We start from the raw sequence: 17,005 nt of genomic DNA, 5'->3' as shown, positions 1-17,005 counted from the left end.
GGATAGTGACGCAAGAGGGCAATCGGGCTGCATGGCAGGAGGGCCGGCGGGAATGGAACGCACAGTGTTTGCCGAGCATGCGCTGCTGCCCGATGGATGGGCGCGGGACGTGCTGATAGCCTTTGGCGCGGATGGCAGGATAGCCGATGTCTCGACCGGCGCGAGCGCGCAGGCCCGGGAGCGCCAGCGCTTCATCGTGCCCGGCCTTGCCAACCTTCATTCCCACGCCTTCCAGCGCGCCTTTTCCGGGCTGACCGAGCGCCGGGGCGCGAGCGCGGACAGCTTCTGGAGCTGGCGCGAGGCGATGTACCGGCACGCGCTGGCGATGAGCCCGGAGGCGACGGAGGCGGTCGCGGCCATGGCCTATATCGAGATGCTGGAAGCCGGGTTCACCCGGGTGGGCGAATTCCACTATCTCCATCACGATCCCGAGGGCGCCGCCTATGCCGACCGGGCCGAGATGGGCGCGCGGATCGCGGCTGCGTGCGCAGAGACCGGGCTGGGCCTAACGCTGCTGCCGGTGTTTTATGCCCATTCCGGGTTCGACTATGGCGCATCCCTGTCCGAGCAGCGGCGGTTCATTTCGACCCTCGATGACTACGCAAAGCTGCACGCGGCCAGCCGGCAAGCCATCGCCGGGCTCCCCACCGCCGTTCTGGGCATCGCGCCGCACAGCCTGCGTGCTGCCTCTGTCGCCGAGATCGGCGCCCTGCTTGATCTGGCCGGCGACGGGCCGATCCATATCCATGTGGCCGAGCAGGTGCGCGAGGTCGAGGACTGCCTGGCCGCGACGGGACAGAGACCGGCGGCCCATCTTCTCGATGCCCTCGATGTGGGCGCGCGCTGGTGCCTGATCCACGCCACCCATCTCGATGCGGACGAGATCGCGGGGATCGCCGCATCCGGAGCGGTGGCGGGGCTGTGCCCGGTGACCGAGGCCAATCTGGGGGACGGGATTTTTCCCGCGCCGCAGTTTCTTGCTGCCGGCGGCCGTTGCGGGGTGGGCACCGACAGCAATGTGCGCATCTCGGCTTCCGGGGAATTGCGCCAGCTCGAATATTCCCAACGGCTTGTGTCCCGGGCCCGCAATGTGGTGGCCGCACCGATGCACTCGACCGGCCAGACGCTGTTCGCACAGGCGGCGGCAGGCGGCGCGCAGGCGCTGGGATGGGAGACGGGAATCGCTGCGGGACGGCCCGCCGATCTGGTGGCGATCGAGGCTCCCGATGCGCCGCATCTGGGGCCCGAGACGATTCTGGACGGCTGGATCTTCGGCACCGGGGCCAGGGTCGCGGACGTCTGGACGGCGGGGGAAAAGCGGGTCTCTGCGGGCCGGCACGTGGCGCGCGACGCGGTTCGAGACCGGTTCATCGCGGCCATGGAGATGCTGGCCGAGACTTGACCGGATGGGGGTGCAATGACTAGCCATCTCTTTACAGGGGCGAAAACGGGGCCGGCGATGCTTGAGGACACGGAACGATTGCCCGCCGACGAGGACGGCCCCACGGGCACCCTGCACCAGCGCATTCTGGGCGATATCGAAGGCAAGATCGTTTCGGGCACCTGGCCGCCGGGCTACAGGATTCCCTTCGAGGTGGAACTGGCGCGGCAGTATGGCTGCTCGCGCATGACAGTGAACAAGGCGCTGACCCAGCTCGCCAAAGCCGGGCTGATCGAACGGATCAAGCGCTCGGGCAGCTTCGTGCGCCGGCCGGTGGCCCAATCGGCGGTGCTCGAGATCCACGACATTGCGCTCGAAGTCGAGCAACTCAACCTCCCCTATTCCTTCGAGATGCTCAGCCGCACCGTACGGGCGGCGACGGAAGCGGACAGATTGCGGCTGGACGTGCCGGCCGGGGGGCGGGTTCTGGCGCTGCGTTGCCTGCACAAGGCGGCGAGCGAGCCGTTCTGCCTCGAGGACCGACTGATCAGCCTTTCCACCGTCCCCGAGGGCGAGGACGCCGATTTCGGCGGCGCGACGCCCGGGAGCTGGCTTTTAGCGCAGGTGCCCTGGACCAGCGCGGAGCACCGGATTCAGGCGGTCGGCGCAAGCCAAGCGACGGCCCAGGCGCTTGCGGTCGACGCCGGGGCGGCGTGCCTGTCGATCGAGCGCCGAACGTGGTCGGGCTCGGGGCCGGTCACCCATGTGCGCTTCATCTATCCCGGCGACCGGCACGCGCTGGTCGCCCGGTTCACCCCTGAGTCCTGACCGGATGGACGGGGCCGAATTTATGTATAGATATGAGCGCGGCCCGGTTGTTCGATGGCCGCGGGAAAGGTGAGCATGGTTCTGCCAGCAGCATTCGATCTGACCGGGCGCAAGGCGCTGGTCACCGGCGCGAGCCGGGGGCTGGGCCGGCATATCGCGCTGGCGCTGGCGCGCATGGGGGCCGAGGTGGCGATAACCGCCCGCAGCGACGCGGGGCTGGCCGATACCATGGCCGCGTTCGCAAGCGAGGGCCTCGGCGCCTTGCCCCGGGCGCTGGACGTCACCGACATCGGGGCGATCCCCGAGGTGGTGGGCGCGACGGCAGAGGCGATGGGCGGGCTCGACATCGTGGTCAACAATGCCGGGATCGAAGAGGTCACGCCCTCCACGCAGGTGAGCGAGGCGATCTGGGACCGGATCGTGGACACCAATCTCAAGGGCAGCTTCTTTGTCTCACAGGCAGCGGCGCGGCTCATGGAGGCGGCGGGGACGTCCGGGGCGATGGTCAATCTGTGCTCGCTGACCTCGTTTGTGGGCGTGCCGACGGCGGTGCCCTATGGGGCGTCGAAGTCGGGACTTCTGGGCATGACCCGGGCGCTCTCGGCGGAGTGGGCCCCTAAGGGCATTCGGGTGAACGCCATCGCGCCGGGCTATTTCCGCACCGAGATGACGGACGTCTTTTACACCGACCCAGCCTGGCAGCAGACCATGCTGGCCAAGATCCCGCAGGGGCGCTTCGGCAGTCTCGAGGATGTGGGCGGGGCCGTGGTGTTCCTGTGCAGCGATGCGGCGGGTTACATCACCGGGCAGTGCCTTGGGATCGACGGAGGATATCTGGCGTCGATCTGAGCGGATGCACAAAATTGAGGCAGTCGTAAAAAGTGCCTAAACGGTTTGACACAGTTTTTGAATATGTATAGACAAATAAGCCATAGCCCTGATCGCCAGACCCCGCAGCGAGGGAGTTCGCAGCATGGATGACACCGCCCGCCGGAGCGAGACCAGCACGCAGGCGGCCGTTCAGGTTCAGGACGTCTCCATGGTCTTTGACGGGACGCCGGCGGTGGACGCTGCATCGTTCGACCTGGCCCACGGGCGGTTTCTCACGATCCTGGGGCCATCGGGATCGGGCAAAACGACGCTATTGCGCATGATCGCGGGCTTCCAGACGCCCACGGCGGGCGAGATATTCATCAAGGGCACGCCGGTGAGCACCACGCCGCCGCACAAGCGCTCGATCGGCATGGTGTTCCAGAAGCTGGCACTGTTCCCGCACATGACGGCGGCCGAGAACGTGGCCTATCCCCTCAAGATGCGCCGGTTCGCGCCGGCCGACATCCCAGGCCGGGTGAAGCGCTATCTCGAGCTTGTGCAGCTCGGGCCCTATGCGGACCGGCGCATTCACCAGCTTTCGGGTGGCCAGCAGCAGCGCGTGGCGATCGCGCGGGCGCTGGTGTTCGAGCCCGACCTGTTGCTGCTCGACGAGCCGCTGGCCGCGCTCGACCGCAAGCTGCGCGAGGAAATGCAGCTCGAGTTCCGCCGCATCCAGCAGGAGCTGGGGGTCACCACCATCAACGTCACCCACGATCAGCGCGAGGCGCTGGTGGTGTCTGACGAGGTGATCGTAATGGACGATGGCAGGATCCAGCAGATGGCCTCACCCACCACCACCTATGGCGAGCCGGCCAACCGGTTCGTGGCCAATTTCATCGGCGTGACCAATTTCCTGCCCGGCGAGGTGATCGGCGCCGAGAGCGGGCGGGCGCGCGTTCGGGTGGCGGGCCACGAGCTCGAGGGGCGCGTAGCCGAACCGCTGGCTGCGGGGACGCAAGTTGACTGCGCGCTGCGTGCGGAACATGCCCGAATACTGGGCGAAGCCGAGGCGGTGAGCTTTTCGGCGGACGCGGTGATCACGGAATCGATATTCGAAGGCGACCGGACCGTCTATTCGGTCGTCGCACAGGCTCTCGGCGGCGCGCAGATCAGGGTGTTCGACACCCTGCACGCCGGCGCAGGGAACAAGGGGATCGGGGATGCGGTCAGGATCGGCTGGGACAGCCGGCACCTGATGGTCTTCCCGCGATAGGGCGAGGCGCCCGGACAAAGGAGGTAGAACATCAAATGAGCATCAAAGATCCAAGACTATCGAAACTGGTAATGCCGCGCCGCAGGTTCCTGACCAGCGCCGCGGCGCTTGGCGTAGCGTCCATGGGCGCCGGCGCATTCCCCCGGCTGGCCTTTGGACAGGACGAGCCCGAAAAGCCCGCCGAGATCATCGTGCGCGCCTGGGGCGGCGTCTGGATGGAAAGCCTTGCAGAGGGCGTTTCCAAGCCCTTCGAGGAAGCCACCGGCATCCGCGTGCGTCACGACCTGACTGAAGACAACGAGATGCAGCCGCGCATCTGGGCCGCCGTTGCCCAGAACCGCACGCCGCCGATCCACGTCAACTGGGACACCTCGACCAACGCGACCCAGTCGGCCCTGCGCGGGGTTTGCGACACCCTGACCCCGGACATGGTCCCGAACCTCGAGGGCCTGCTGCCCGCCGCCCAGCCCACGGGCTTTGACGGCGCGTTCCCGATCGTCAATTGCTACTCGTATGTCTATGTCCTCGCCTATCGCGACGAGGCCTTCCCCGACGGGCCTCCGGAAAGCTGGGACGTCATGCTCGACCCCCGGTTCCGCGGCCGGGTCGCGCTCTACAATGACGGGATCGGGTTCGAGCCCGTCTCGGTCGTCATGGGCGGCGGGTCGATGGACGACATTCCCGACAACATGGAACCGGCATGGGAATTCTACCGGCAGCTTCGCGAGCAGCAGCCGCTGCTCGGCGAGGACCCGGACTTCACCAACTGGTTCCAGCGCGGCGAGATCGACGTGGCGTGCACGATCATCTCCAACGCCCGCGCCGCCAAGCAGGCCGGCATTCCCGTCTCCTGGACCGTGCCGCGCGAAGGCGCCAAGTACGACACCGACGCGCTCTGGGTGCCGGCCGGTCTGCCCGACAACGAAGCTTACTGGGCCAAGCAGTATGTCAACGCGGCGCTCGCGCCTGAGAACATGGAGAACTGGTGCTCCATGCTCGGCCTGCCCCCGCTTCGCGCCGGGCTCGAGGGCCCCGAGGATCTGGTTGGCGATCCTGCCTACCCGACCACCGAAGAAGATTTCGCGCGGCTGCTCAACATCCCGACGCCGATCCTCGTCGAGCACCAGAGCGACTGGTTCGCCCAGTTCCGCGACATCATGCAGTCCTGACCCGACACCGGACCGGGGGCGGCTTGCCCGCCCCCGGTCCGCAAGACCTGACCATCCGAGACGAGCAGCGAGACCAACATGCAGGGTTCGAACGCGGGACGGGCCGACGCGTCCCCACTGACCCGGGCGCGCTGGCGCCTGACGGACGCAGCCGACACCATGCTGTCCGCCCTGTTTCCCGGGCGCGCGCGCCGTCTGACGCCCTATATCTTTCTCATCCCCGCCTTCCTGATCGTCGGGGTGATCGTCGCGGGCCTCTTTTACATCGGGGATTCCAGCCTGCGGGTGCTGGACCGCTCGACCTTCCTGCAGTCGGAAGACTACAGCCTCGAGAACTACGTCAACATCTATGAGCGCGCGGGCTATCGCTCGGTGCTGTTCCGGACATTCTCGGGTACGGCCATCGTCACCATAACGGTGCTGCTGCTCTCGTTTCCCTATGCGTATCTGATGGTGCGCACGCAATCGTCGTTCCTGCGCAAATTCCTTTTGTTCAACCTGTTCCTGCCGTTCTTTCTGGGCCAGGTGGTGCGCGCGTATGGCTGGCTGATCATTCTGGGTCAGGAGGGGCTGGTGAACGGGATCCTGGGCCAGCTCGGGCTGGCCAACATCTCGGTGCTCTATACCAATACGGCGGTGCTGATCGGGCTGATCCAGTACATGCTGCCCTTTGGCGTGCTGATGCTGGCGCCCGCGCTGACCGCGATCGACAGCGATATCGAGGCGGCGTCCGAAGGGCTTGGGGCCAAATGGTACCAGACGCTCTGGCATGTTGTGCTGCCGCTGGCCAAGCCGGGGTTCGTGGCCGCGACCGTCGTGGTCTTCACCATCACGCTCACCGAGTTCGCGATCCCCGCCATTCTGGGCGGTGGCACCAATGACTACGTGGCCAACGCAATCTACGACGCCTTCTTTCGGGTGAGCGACATGGGCGCAGGCTCGGCGCTGGGGGTGGTGCTGATCGTGATCGGCACCACGCTGGTGAGCGTCCTCTTCGCGCTGATGGGCACGGGAACGGTCGGCTTCCTCAAGGAGGACAAGTGATGTTTCGCGCCGCCCCGTTCCGCATCGCCGTCTGGTCGGTGGTCGTATTCAACATCATCTTTCTGGGCCTGCCCACGGTGGTGATCGTCTTGGCCTCGTTTACCGCCGGGGACCTTCTGACCTTCCCGCCCGAAGGGTTTTCCCTGCGCTGGTACGAGCGGCTGCTCGGCATGCGCGATTTCCGCGAGGCGCTTGGGCGCAGCCTGCAGGTGGCCCTGTTCTGCACGCTCTTTGCCATGCCCTCGGGCACGCTGGCGGCGCTGGCCATGGTGCGCTACCGCATCCGCTTCGCCAGGACGCTGCAGCTCTACTTCCTTTTGCCCTTCACGGTGCCGCTGGTCGTTTCGGGCATCGGCATGATGTATGTGTTTGGCGACATGCGGGTTCTGGGCTCGCTCTGGCCGGTGGGACTGGCGACCTGCGCGATCAACCTGCCCTTCATGATCTGGTCGGTGAGTTCGGCGGTCAACCGGCTCGATCCGGATCTGGAAAACGCCGCGGCCAATTGCGGAGCGACGCCGCTGCAGGCCTTTTTCACCGTGACGATCCCTGCCCTGATGCCGGGGATCATCACCGGGGCGCTCTTGATGTTCATCCTGGCGCTCAACGAGTTCATCGTCTCGATCTTTCTGGTCGATGCCAGCATCGTGACGCTGCCGGTGTGGATGTACACCTCGATCCGCAACATCATCACGCCCGATCTGGCGGCGGTTTCGGTGGTCTATATCCTGTTCGCGATCGTTTCGATCTTTGCGCTGGACCGCTGGGTGGGGCTCGACATCTTCCTGAAATCCAAGTGATCCGAAACACCTACGCGGGCGCCTCGGCGTCCGCCATTGCCAACATTTGAGCCGGGGCCAGAATGACCAGACCGACCGTCCACGAGTACGCTTCACTGTCCGACGATGCCAAACAGGCCCTGTTCAAGCGCTCGGAAGCCGATATCTCGAGCTTCATGGCCAAGGTCGAGCCGATTATCGAGGCGGTGCGGACCGAGGGCGATGCGGCGCTGGTGCGGTTCGCCCGTGAGCTGGACAAGGCGGACGTCAAGCCGGGGGGCCTGAAAGTCACCGAGGCCGAATTCGACGCGGCGTTCTCCATGGTGGACCAGGAGGTGATCGACGCCATCACCTTCGCGATCGACAACATCCGCCGCTTTCATGAAGAACAGAAGCCCGAGGCGATGTGGCTCAAGGAAATCCGACCCGGCGCCTTTGCCGGGGACCGGTTCACGCCCATCCGCTCGGTGGCGCTTTATGTGCCGCGCGGCAAGGGCTCGTTCCCGTCGGTGACCATGATGACCGCGGTGCCCGGCGTCGTCGCCGGCGTGCCCGACCTTGCCATCGTGACGCCCCCTGCCCCCGATGGGAGCGTGGACGCGGCGACGCTGGTTGCGGCCCGGATTGCCGGGGTGGAGACCGTCTACAAGGCCGGTGGCGCGCAGGCCGTGGCCGCCGTGGCCTTCGGTACCGAGACCATCAGGCCGGCGCTCAAGATCGTTGGTCCGGGCTCACCCTTCGTGGTGGCCGCCAAGCGGCTGCTCTCGGGCATTCTGGACACCGGCCTGCCGGCGGGGCCCTCGGAATCGGTGATCTTTGCCGATGACACCATCGACGGCGGACTGGCTGCGCTCGATCTTCTGATCGAAGCCGAGCACGGGCCCGATTCCTCGGCCTATCTGGTCACGCACAGCCGCAGGGTGGCCGACGAGGCCATCGCCGCCCTGCCCGATCTCTGGTCCAAGATGACCGCGCAGCGGGTGGAGTTTTCCAAGACCGTTCTGACGGGCAAGGCCGGGGGGATCGTCCTGACCTCATCGCTCGAGGAAAGCTATGAGTTCGTGAACGGCTATGCGCCCGAGCACCTCGAAATTCTCTCGCGCGACCCGTTCCGGCACCTTGGAAAGATCACCGAGGCCTCCGAGATTTTGCTCGGCACCCACACCCCCTGTTCGATCGCCAATTTCGGGCTGGGGCCCAATGCCGTGCTGCCCACCAGCCGCTGGGCCCGCACATACGGCCCGCTTTCGGTGACCGATTTCGTCAAGCGCAGCTCGATCGGCTATGTGACGGCTTCGGGGTATCCCGATTTCGCCAAGGCCGCCTTCACGCTTGCCAATTACGAGGGCTTCTCCTCGCATGCGCTGGCGGTGTCGGCCGAGCGCGACCGCTTCCTGCCCAAGGATTGAGGCCATGGACGCGGTGCGCCTCCATGGAGTTCGCGATCTGCGCTTCGAGGCCGTTGCCGACCCCGAGGCTCCGGGGCCGGACGCGGTGCGCATCAAGATCGAGGCGGCGGGGATCTGCGGGTCGGACCTGCATAATTTTGCGACCGGGCAATGGATTTCGCGCGCGCCCTCGGTAGCCGGACACGAGTTCTGCGGGATCGTCGAAAGCGTCGGCGCCGACGTTTCGGGGCTCACGCCGGGCGATGCCGTGGTCGCGGACTCCCGGTACTGGTGCGGCACCTGCGCCGAATGCCGGGCCGGACATTACCATTGTTGCGCAACGCTGGGCTTTGTGGGTGAGGCGTGCGACGGGGGCTTTGCCGAGGCGGTGATCCTGCCCGCGCGACTGGTTCACAAGCGGCCTGCAGACGTGCCGGTGCCAATCGCGGCCATGGCCGAACCCCTGGCGGTGGCGCTGCATGCGGTGGCGCGGATATCCCCGACCAAGGGCGCCCCGGTTCTGGTGGTCGGCTGCGGCACGATCGGCGGGCTGATCGCGCTTGTGCTGGCGCACAACCATGAAGGGCCCGTGCTGGTCGGGGACCGCAATGGCGCACGCGCCGAACTCGTGGCCTCGGTGACCGGTGCAAGGGTCGTGACGCTGGATGGAGAGGCGATATCGCAAGCGCTGGCAGGCGAGACGCTGCGCTGCGCGATCGACGCCACGGGCGCGATTCCGGCGATCGAAGCGGCGATGGGCGTGCTGGGTCCGCGCTCGAGGCTGGGGCTGGTGGGGATCAGCCATGGCGCGCTGGTGCTCGATCCCAACAGTCTGGTCGAGCGCGAGATCGGGCTGATGGGGTGCCACGCCTTTGCCGACGAACTGCCCCAGGCGATCGGGATGCTCGGGGCGCTTGCGGGCCAGCTCGAAGCGCTGATCGACGCCGAGATCGGGCTTGCGGACGTGCCGGCCGCCTATGAGCGCCTGCTGGCCGGCGAGACCAAGGGGCTCAAGACCATCATCAGAATCTGATCGAGAGCCATTTGTAGTCGATCAGCGGCGGGCTGCGGCGGCGGCGAAGTTCTCGTCGAAGGAATAGCCCGCGCCGCGCACAGTGCGGATGGGGTCCCTGGCGCGGCCACGGTTGATGGCCTTGCGCAGCCGGCCGATATGCACGTCCACGGTGCGCTCGTCCACATAGACATCGGCGCCCCAGACGCCGTCGAGCAGTTGCTCGCGCGAATAGACGCGGCCGGGATTGCTCATGAGGAATTCGAGCAGCCGGTATTCGGTGGGGCCGAGGTGCAACTCCGAGCCGCTGCGGCGGACCCGGTGGCTCGAGCGGTCGAGTTCGAGATCCCCCGCCGAAAGCACGGCCGCGATCAGGTGCGGGCTCGACCGGCGCAGCAGCGCGCGCACGCGGGCGATGAGCTCGGGCACCGAGAAGGGCTTGGTCATGTAATCGTCGGCGCCGGTGGCAAGGCCGCGCACGCGCTCTTCCTCTTCGCCGCGGGCGGTGAGCATGATGATGGGGACCCGGGCGGTCTCCTCGCGCATGCGCCAGCGGCGGCAGAGTTCGATCCCCGAGGCGCCGGGCAGCATCCAGTCGAGCACGATCACGTCGGGACGCGCCTCACGCAGCTGGATATCGGCTTCCTCGCCGGTCTCGGCGGTGCCGACCGAGAAGCCCTCGGCTTCGAAATTGTAACGCAGGAGGACCGAGATATCGGCCTCGTCCTCGACCAGCAGAACGTGCGGACGCATGCGCTTACCTCATCAACCCTTGAGCTGCCGGCGGTTGACCTTGTCGTCCTCGGTCGCCAGATCGCGGCCGGTGGCGAGGAAATAGGCCTGCTCGGCAATGTTGGTGCCGTGGTCGCCCACCCGCTCGATGTTCTTGCCGCAGAACAGAAGGTGCGTGCACACAGAGATGTTGCGCGGATCTTCCATCATGTAGGTCAGAAGCTCGCGGAAAAGGGCCACATAGGCGGAGTCGATCTCGTAATCGTGCTCGAGCACGGCGATGGCGCCGGCCTCGTCGCGGTTGGCGAAGGCGTCCAGCGCCATGCGGATCTGCCGGCCGGCGATCTCGGTCATCTGGCGCAGCGAGCCGATGTGGCGGGCCGGGCCCTCCCCGCGATTGATCTCGATGGAGCGGCGGGCCATGGACTTGGCCATGTCGCCGATGCGCTCGAGGTCGTTGGCGACGTGGATCGAGGAGATGATCAGGCGAAGGTCGGATGCCATGGGCTGGCGGCGCGCGATGATCGAGACGGCGAGGTTGTCGATCTCGTGCTGGAGGGCGTCGATTTCCTTGTCGGCCCGGACGGTGGCCTCGGCGAGGGCGGCATCGTCGTCCACCAGCGCGCGGGTGGCGTCGGCAAGGGCCTCTACCGCCTTGTCGCCGGCGCGGGCGATCAGGGCAGCGAGAGTGTTGAGTTCGTCCTCGTAGGACGTAACGATATGATCACCTGTGGTCGGCATGGGTGGTCCCCCGAGTTGGTAGGTATCAGCCGATCCGGCCGGTGATGTAGTCCTGGGTTTTCTTGTCCCGGGGATTGGTGAAAATCCCCTCGGTCGGTCCTTCCTCGATCAGCTTGCCAAGGTGGAAGAACGCGGTCTTCTGGGACACGCGCGCGGCCTGCTGCATGGAGTGCGTCACGATGACGATGGTGTAGTTCTCGCGCAGCTCGTCGATCAGCTCCTCGATGATCGCGGTCGCGATCGGGTCGAGCGCCGAGCACGGCTCGTCCATCAGGATCACCTCGGGGCCCACGGCGATGGCACGGGCGATGCAGAGGCGCTGCTGCTGGCCGCCGGACAGCCCGGTTCCGGGCGAATGGAGCCGGTCCTTGACCTCGTTGAACAAGCCCGCCTTCTTGAGCGAGGATTCCACGATCTCCTCGAGATCGGTCTTGCTGCGCGCCAGCCCGTGAATCTTGGGGCCGTAGGCGACGTTCTCGAAGATCGACTTGGGAAACGGGTTGGGCTTCTGGAAGACCATGCCGATCCGGGCGCGCAACTCGACGACGTCGAGCGAGGAGTCGTAAAGGTTCTGGTCGTCGAGCGTGATATCGCCCAAAACGCGACAGCTCTCGATGGTGTCGTTCATGCGGTTGATGCAGCGCAGGAAGGTCGACTTGCCGCAGCCCGAGGGGCCGATGAACGAGGTTACCGCCTTCTCGGGAACGTCGATCGAGACATCGTAGAGCGCCTGCTTGTCTCCGTAGAAGACCGAGACGTCCTTTGCCTTGAGACGGGGGAGGTTCGCGTCGACCATGGGCACGCGGACAGTCTGGTGTGCAGGGGCCTGCGTCGTGGACGGTGCGGAAGTGCCAGACATGTCGGTGGCGCCCCTAGCGCTGAGTGTTGTGGACATTGTTTCGCGCTCCAATTGGTTCCTACCAGGTCCGCTCGAGGCGCTGACGCAGGAAGATTGCGATTGCGTTCATCGTGATCAGGAAGCCGAGAAGCACGAGGATGGCGGCGGACGTGCGCGCCACGAAGCCGCGCTCGGGACTGTCGGCCCAGATGAAGATCTGGGTCGGAAGAGCCGTGGAGGCTTCCATCACCCCGCCCGGGGGGCTGGTGATGAACGAGTTCATACCGATCAGCAGCAGCGGCGCCGTCTCGCCGAGCGCCTGGGCCAGACCGATAATGGTGCCGGTGAGAATGCCAGGCAGGGCGAGCGGCAGCACGTGGTGCATGATCACCTGATGCTTGGACGCTCCCATACCCAGAGCAGCCTCACGAATTGAAGGCGGCACGGATTTGAGCGCGTTGCGCGTCACGATGATGATGGTTGGCAGCGTCATCAGCGAGAGGACCATACCGCCGACCAGCGGTGCGGACCGGGGAAGCCCGAAGATCTGCAGGAACACCGCCAGACCCAGAAGGCCGAACACGATCGAGGGCACGGCAGCGAGGTTGTTGATGTTGACCTCGATGATGTCGGTATACCGGTTCCTGGGTGCGAATTCCTCGAGATAGATCGCAGCAGCGATGCCCACGGGAAAACTGATCACGAAACAGATCATCAGGGCATAGAAGGACCCGACAATAGCGCCCGAGAGACCCGCGATCTCCGGGAAGCGGCTATCCGCGTTGAAGAACAGTGCCCAGTTGAAAGGCCGGCTTACGAGCCCCTGCTCCTCGACGATATCGTAGGCCGCGATCTGTTCGTCGGTCAGCCGGCGGCGGTTCTCGGGCAGGTCGCGGTCGAGCACGCCCTTGTTGAGCTGGTCATAGGGGTCGGACGCGGGTACTTCGAGCACCAGGGTTTCGCCGACAAGAGACGGATTGGCGATAACCGCATCGCGTACGAAGAACTGGGTGTTGTTGGTCAGGATCCGCGCGCCCAGGCCCCGGACCTCTTCACTTTGGCCGGGGAACAGATTTTCGACGCCTTCTGTCACCACCGCGCGCCAGTTGCTGCCACGCAGATCATCGGCATCGACGTTCTGGGTGGAGATGGGGAACGTCACGCGGACATGGGTCTGCGTGAAAGCCTGATAGCCCCCCAGAACCAGGGTCGCGATGAGAATTCCCAGCAGGCCGACGGCCACCGTTATGGCCCCGATGCCGTAGGCCCGGAGCCGGCGGTCTGCCGCATAGCGCTTCTTGCGCAGGCGGGCAGCAACGTCTGCCGGACGGTCTGATACTGAGACTGCAGATGTATCGGTCATTGTCCTGGCGCCTTATTCGTATTGTTCGCGGTATTTGCGCACGATGGTCAGTGCCACCACATTGAGACACAGCGTGACGACGAACAGGACCAGACCGAGGGCAAAGGCCGCAAGGGTCTTGGGATTGTCGAACGCCGTGTCGCCGATCAGAAGCGTCACGATCTGAACGGTGACGGTGGTGACCGAGTCCAGAGGATTGATGTTCATAGACGCGATCAGCCCGGCGGCCATCACCACGATCATGGTTTCCCCGATGGCGCGGGAGGCGGCGAGAAGCAAGCCGCCGGCGATGCCGGGCAGCGCAGCGGGAAGCAGCACGTTCTTGACCGTCTCGGCGCGCGTAGCGCCCATGGCGAGCGATCCGTCACGCATCGATTGCGGCACGGCGCGCAGAGCGTCGTCGGCCAGAGACGAGATGAAGGGGATGATCATGATGCCCATGACCCCACCCGCGGCCAGCGCCGAATTCGGAGAGGTCGCAAAGCCGAGCAGCGAGCCCGCTTCCCGAATGGCCGGGGCGACGGTTAGCACCGCAAAGAAGCCGTAGACCACCGTGGGGACGCCCGCGAGGATTTCGAGAATGGGCTTGATGACGTTGCGGACACGTCTGCCGGAGTATTCCACCAGATAAATGGCCGTGAAGATGCCCACGGGGGTCGCAACGATCATGGCGATTGACGCAATGACCAGTGTGCCGAGGAATACGGGGACAGCGCCAAAGGCACCACTGCCGGCGATCTGATCCTCGCGGATCGAGATCTGGGGCTCCCAGTTCAGCCCGAAGAAGAACTCGGCGGGCGGCACCATGGAAAAGAACTGCAGCGATTCAGCCACGAGCGAAACGATGATACCCAGCGTCGTGACGATGGCGATGAGCGAGCAGAAGATCATGAAGCCGCTCAAAAAGCGCTCGACATTGGTCCGGGCGCGAAACCGGTAGTTCAGGCGCGTGTAGGCAAAGAACCCGGCGAGCAGCATGACGGCCAGCGCGACAACGAACATGGCCCAGCCGGCGATGACGTTCCAGCGCGCCCATGTATCGGCGGCAGCGGACAACTCGGGCGAAGGCTCGCCAAAGGTGACCCCGACGGCAGTGTTCTTGATTTCCGAGAGGAGCAGGCTCATGCGCCCAGGCGCGACCCCATCGGTCAATGCGGGCGGCAGGCTGGCAAGAAGAAGGTTGTCGATTACGCTGCCCTGAAGGAGCAGCCAGAGCAGAACCAGAACCAGGGCCGGAACACCGACCCAGATGGCGACGAAAGCGCCGTGATATCCTGCGAGGGAGTGGGTGGCAGGTCCGTTCTCAGCAACGAATCGGTTTCCCGCTGAGCGACCAACGTAAAATGCGGCCAGGGAGAGAACAATTATTGCTGTGAACAGGAATCCAAGCACTTCGCATGTCTCCGATCAAACGAGGAGCCGGCCGGGACGCAATGTCCCGACCGGCATGACTATTGGAGCCGATTACTCGTAGCGCGTGAAGTGAGCGCCTTCTTCGATGTTTGCGCGGGTCTGGTCGCGCTCTTCATCGGAAAGCGGGATCAGGCCACGCTCTTCAAGGTAACCGCCCGGGCCGAACGAAGCTTCGGACACATACTCGGTGACGAACTCGGTCAGGCCGGGGATGACGCCCATGTGATCGTTCTTGACGTAGAAGAACAGCGGACGCGAGATGCCGTAGGAGCCATCAGCGATGGTTTCGGCCGACGGCGAGACGCCCTCGACAGCGACTGCCTTGAGCGTGTCCTGGTTCTCGTAGAGGAACGAGTAACCGAAGATACCCACGGCGGTGTCGTCGGAGTTGAGGCGCTGAACGATCAGGTTGTCGTTCTCGCCGGCTTCAACGAAGGGTCCGTCCTGGCGCATGCGCTGGCAGACTTCTTCCATGCGATCTTCTTCGAGAGCGGTGATGGCTTCGAACTCACCGCAGCCTTCTTCCATGACGAGTTCAACGAACGCGTCGCGGGTGCCCGAGGTCGGGGGAGGGCCGAAAACGGTGATGGCCATGTCGGGAAGCGAGGAGTCGATTTCCGACCAGTTGGTGTAGGGATTGGCGACGACTTCGCCGTCGACTTCGACTTCAGCAGCCAGTGCCTGGAAGAGCTGGGCCTTGGTCAGGTCCATGTCCGGGCCGCTCTGAGCGTGAGCAACGGAAAGGCCGTCAAAGCCGATGAGTACTTCGTTGATGCTGTCGACGCCATTGGCGATGCAGCTGTCGTACTCACCTTCGGTCATTGCGCGCGAAGCACCCGTGATATCGGGGAACTCGGCGCCAACGCCGTCACAGAAGATCTGCATGCCGCCACCGGTACCGGTCGACTCGACGACGGGAGCGGAGAACTCGGTGGATGAACCGAACTGCTCGGCAACAGCCTGGGTGTAAGGGAACACCGTGGACGAACCGACGATGCGGATCTGGTCGCGGGACTGGGCCTGGACGGCAGTGGTGCCGAGTGCGGCGACGACGGCGAGCGCGACGCCTGCGTAAAGTGCGGATTTCATGAGTGTGCCTTCCTTATCAGAAGCGGTTTCTCGTCAATCGAGGCGCGGATCAAGACGGTGTAGTTGTCTTTTGTCTCCGCTGTACGGGGCGCACACTAGGTTCGCGCTGCAAACCTTATATGTCGTTTGTGCAAAACATTTATGACAGCGTAAGCCATTGTTTTATATGAATTATGACAGTTTGAAGCTGTGCATTTCCCTCCGCCCGTGTCATACACCACATACCCTCAGGCAGGCCGGGCTGCAGGGGTGGTTCCGCCAAGGAGCTGAGTCAGTTCCCCGGCCGCCTCGGCGACCATCCGGCCGAGCGTATCGAGACGGTCGGCGGGCACCCGCGCGGTGAGGCCTGAGACCGAAATCGCGCATAACGGTTCGGCATCGGCGTTGTAGATCACCGCAGCCACGCAGCGAAGACCGGTGACGTATTCCTCGTCATCGATGGCGTAGCCGCGCGCGCGCGTCACCTCGAGGTCCCGGCGCAGAACGTCGAGCCGGGTGATGGCCCTGGCCGTGATCGGGCGCAGGGCAGCGCGCTTGATGTAGGCGGCGACCTCATCATCGGAATAGGTCGCGAGAATCGCCTTGCCCATGCCCGATTGCGCCATGGGCGCGCGGCCGCCGACCCGGGTGATCGCGCGCATGATCTCCCGGCTTTCAGCCTGGGTGAGCACCACGACCTCGCCCTCGTCGACCACACCGAGATTGGCGGTCTCGCGCGTCCTGTCGCGCAGGCGGCGCAGGACGGGCAAGGCCGGGGCCACGAAATTGCGCTGGCGCGCGAAGGTCGCGCCCACAGTGAAGGCCTGGCGCCCCACATGCCACATGCCGTCCGAGCGGTCGAACTGCACGAATTTTCTCTGCTCGAGGGTGGTGAGCAGCCGATGGACGGTGGAGATGGACAGCCCGGACCGGGTGGCGATGTCGGTCAGCCGGTGGCCTTCCTCGTCTTCGGCGAGCACCTCGAGCAGGGTCAGCGCGCGGTCGACGGACTGAACCAGTCCCGACCGGCGTTTCTCGCTGCGCCCTGCCCCCGGCTCCTCGTCCTCGTCGCTCATCGCCCTGCCTCCCGATCGATGACATTGCTATATCCCTGCACGCGCCCGAACGCAAAAGCCGCCCCGGATGGCTCCGGGGCGGCTGAA

At 65.2% G+C, this 17,005-nt stretch carries 16 protein-coding genes; 9 read left to right on the top strand and 7 right to left on the bottom strand.

Annotation, left to right across the window (positions count from 1 at the left end; genetic code table 11):
- Positions 1-52 precede the first annotated feature (52 nt).
- From EO136_RS17960 to EO136_RS17920, 9 genes are all read left to right on the top strand, one after another.
- The gene (locus tag EO136_RS17960; protein ID WP_127145764.1) at positions 53-1,402 is read left to right on the top strand and encodes a formimidoylglutamate deiminase; all 1,350 of its coding nucleotides are present in this window, start codon (positions 53-55) and stop codon (positions 1,400-1,402) included.
- 57 nt (positions 1,403-1,459) lie between these two features.
- Entirely contained in the window at positions 1,460-2,209 is a 750-nt protein-coding gene (hutC, locus tag EO136_RS17955; RefSeq protein ID WP_127145763.1) for a histidine utilization transcriptional repressor HutC, read from the top strand.
- Between the two features lie 75 nt (positions 2,210-2,284).
- Entirely contained in the window at positions 2,285-3,058 is a 774-nt protein-coding gene (locus EO136_RS17950; protein ID WP_127145762.1) for an SDR family NAD(P)-dependent oxidoreductase, read from the top strand.
- A gap of 124 nt (positions 3,059-3,182) precedes the next feature.
- Positions 3,183-4,295: an ABC transporter ATP-binding protein gene (locus EO136_RS17945; RefSeq protein WP_127145761.1), complete on the top strand. Its 1,113-nt coding sequence runs from the start codon at positions 3,183-3,185 to the stop codon at positions 4,293-4,295.
- A 35-nt stretch (positions 4,296-4,330) separates the two neighbouring features.
- Positions 4,331-5,464, top strand: a complete 1,134-nt coding sequence (locus EO136_RS17940) for an ABC transporter substrate-binding protein (RefSeq protein WP_206513364.1) — start codon at positions 4,331-4,333, stop codon at positions 5,462-5,464.
- Between the two features lie 78 nt (positions 5,465-5,542).
- Positions 5,543-6,508 carry an ABC transporter permease gene (locus tag EO136_RS17935; RefSeq protein ID WP_127145760.1) on the top strand — a complete coding sequence of 322 codons (966 nt, stop codon included), beginning with the start codon at positions 5,543-5,545 and terminating at the stop codon, positions 6,506-6,508.
- Entirely contained in the window at positions 6,508-7,308 is an 801-nt protein-coding gene (locus tag EO136_RS17930) for an ABC transporter permease (protein WP_127145759.1), read from the top strand. Before EO136_RS17935 ends, EO136_RS17930 begins: the two co-directional genes overlap by 1 nt.
- 62 nt (positions 7,309-7,370) lie before the next feature.
- The gene (gene hisD / locus EO136_RS17925) at positions 7,371-8,696 is read left to right on the top strand and encodes a histidinol dehydrogenase (protein WP_127145758.1); all 1,326 of its coding nucleotides are present in this window, start codon (positions 7,371-7,373) and stop codon (positions 8,694-8,696) included.
- A gap of 4 nt (positions 8,697-8,700) precedes the next feature.
- Positions 8,701-9,708: a zinc-dependent alcohol dehydrogenase gene (locus EO136_RS17920; protein WP_127145757.1), complete on the top strand. Its 1,008-nt coding sequence runs from the start codon at positions 8,701-8,703 to the stop codon at positions 9,706-9,708.
- A gap of 21 nt (positions 9,709-9,729) precedes the next feature.
- Here EO136_RS17920 and phoB read toward each other — a convergent pair whose 3' ends face one another.
- The 7 genes from phoB to EO136_RS17885 all read right to left on the bottom strand — a co-directional run bounded on the left by phoB (position 9,730) and on the right by EO136_RS17885 (position 16,918).
- Positions 9,730-10,440, bottom strand: a complete 711-nt coding sequence (gene phoB, locus EO136_RS17915; protein WP_127145756.1) for a phosphate regulon transcriptional regulator PhoB — start codon at positions 10,438-10,440, stop codon at positions 9,730-9,732.
- 12 nt (positions 10,441-10,452) lie between these two features.
- Positions 10,453-11,160, bottom strand: a complete 708-nt coding sequence (phoU, locus tag EO136_RS17910; protein WP_127145755.1) for a phosphate signaling complex protein PhoU — start codon at positions 11,158-11,160, stop codon at positions 10,453-10,455.
- Between the two features lie 25 nt (positions 11,161-11,185).
- Positions 11,186-11,956, bottom strand: coding sequence for a phosphate ABC transporter ATP-binding protein PstB (gene pstB, locus EO136_RS17905; RefSeq protein WP_206513370.1), 771 nt, complete (start codon positions 11,954-11,956; stop codon positions 11,186-11,188).
- Positions 11,957-12,077: 121 nt separating this feature from the next.
- Positions 12,078-13,361 carry a phosphate ABC transporter permease PstA gene (gene pstA / locus EO136_RS17900; RefSeq protein WP_127145754.1) on the bottom strand — a complete coding sequence of 428 codons (1,284 nt, stop codon included), beginning with the start codon at positions 13,359-13,361 and terminating at the stop codon, positions 12,078-12,080.
- Between the two features lie 12 nt (positions 13,362-13,373).
- Positions 13,374-14,741, bottom strand: a complete 1,368-nt coding sequence (pstC, locus tag EO136_RS17895; RefSeq protein WP_425466637.1) for a phosphate ABC transporter permease subunit PstC — start codon at positions 14,739-14,741, stop codon at positions 13,374-13,376.
- A gap of 84 nt (positions 14,742-14,825) precedes the next feature.
- Positions 14,826-15,863 carry a substrate-binding domain-containing protein gene (locus tag EO136_RS17890; protein ID WP_127145752.1) on the bottom strand — a complete coding sequence of 346 codons (1,038 nt, stop codon included), beginning with the start codon at positions 15,861-15,863 and terminating at the stop codon, positions 14,826-14,828.
- A 227-nt stretch (positions 15,864-16,090) separates the two neighbouring features.
- Positions 16,091-16,918 (bottom strand): IclR family transcriptional regulator, encoded by an 828-nt coding sequence (locus EO136_RS17885; RefSeq protein ID WP_127145751.1) that lies wholly within the window; start codon positions 16,916-16,918, stop codon positions 16,091-16,093.
- Between the last annotated feature and the right edge of the window lie 87 nt (positions 16,919-17,005).

The organism is Pelagibacterium montanilacus (assembly GCF_003992665.1).
Classification (GTDB): domain Bacteria; phylum Pseudomonadota; class Alphaproteobacteria; order Rhizobiales; family Devosiaceae; genus Pelagibacterium; species Pelagibacterium montanilacus.
This window is presented reverse-complemented; position numbering and strand designations above follow the sequence as displayed.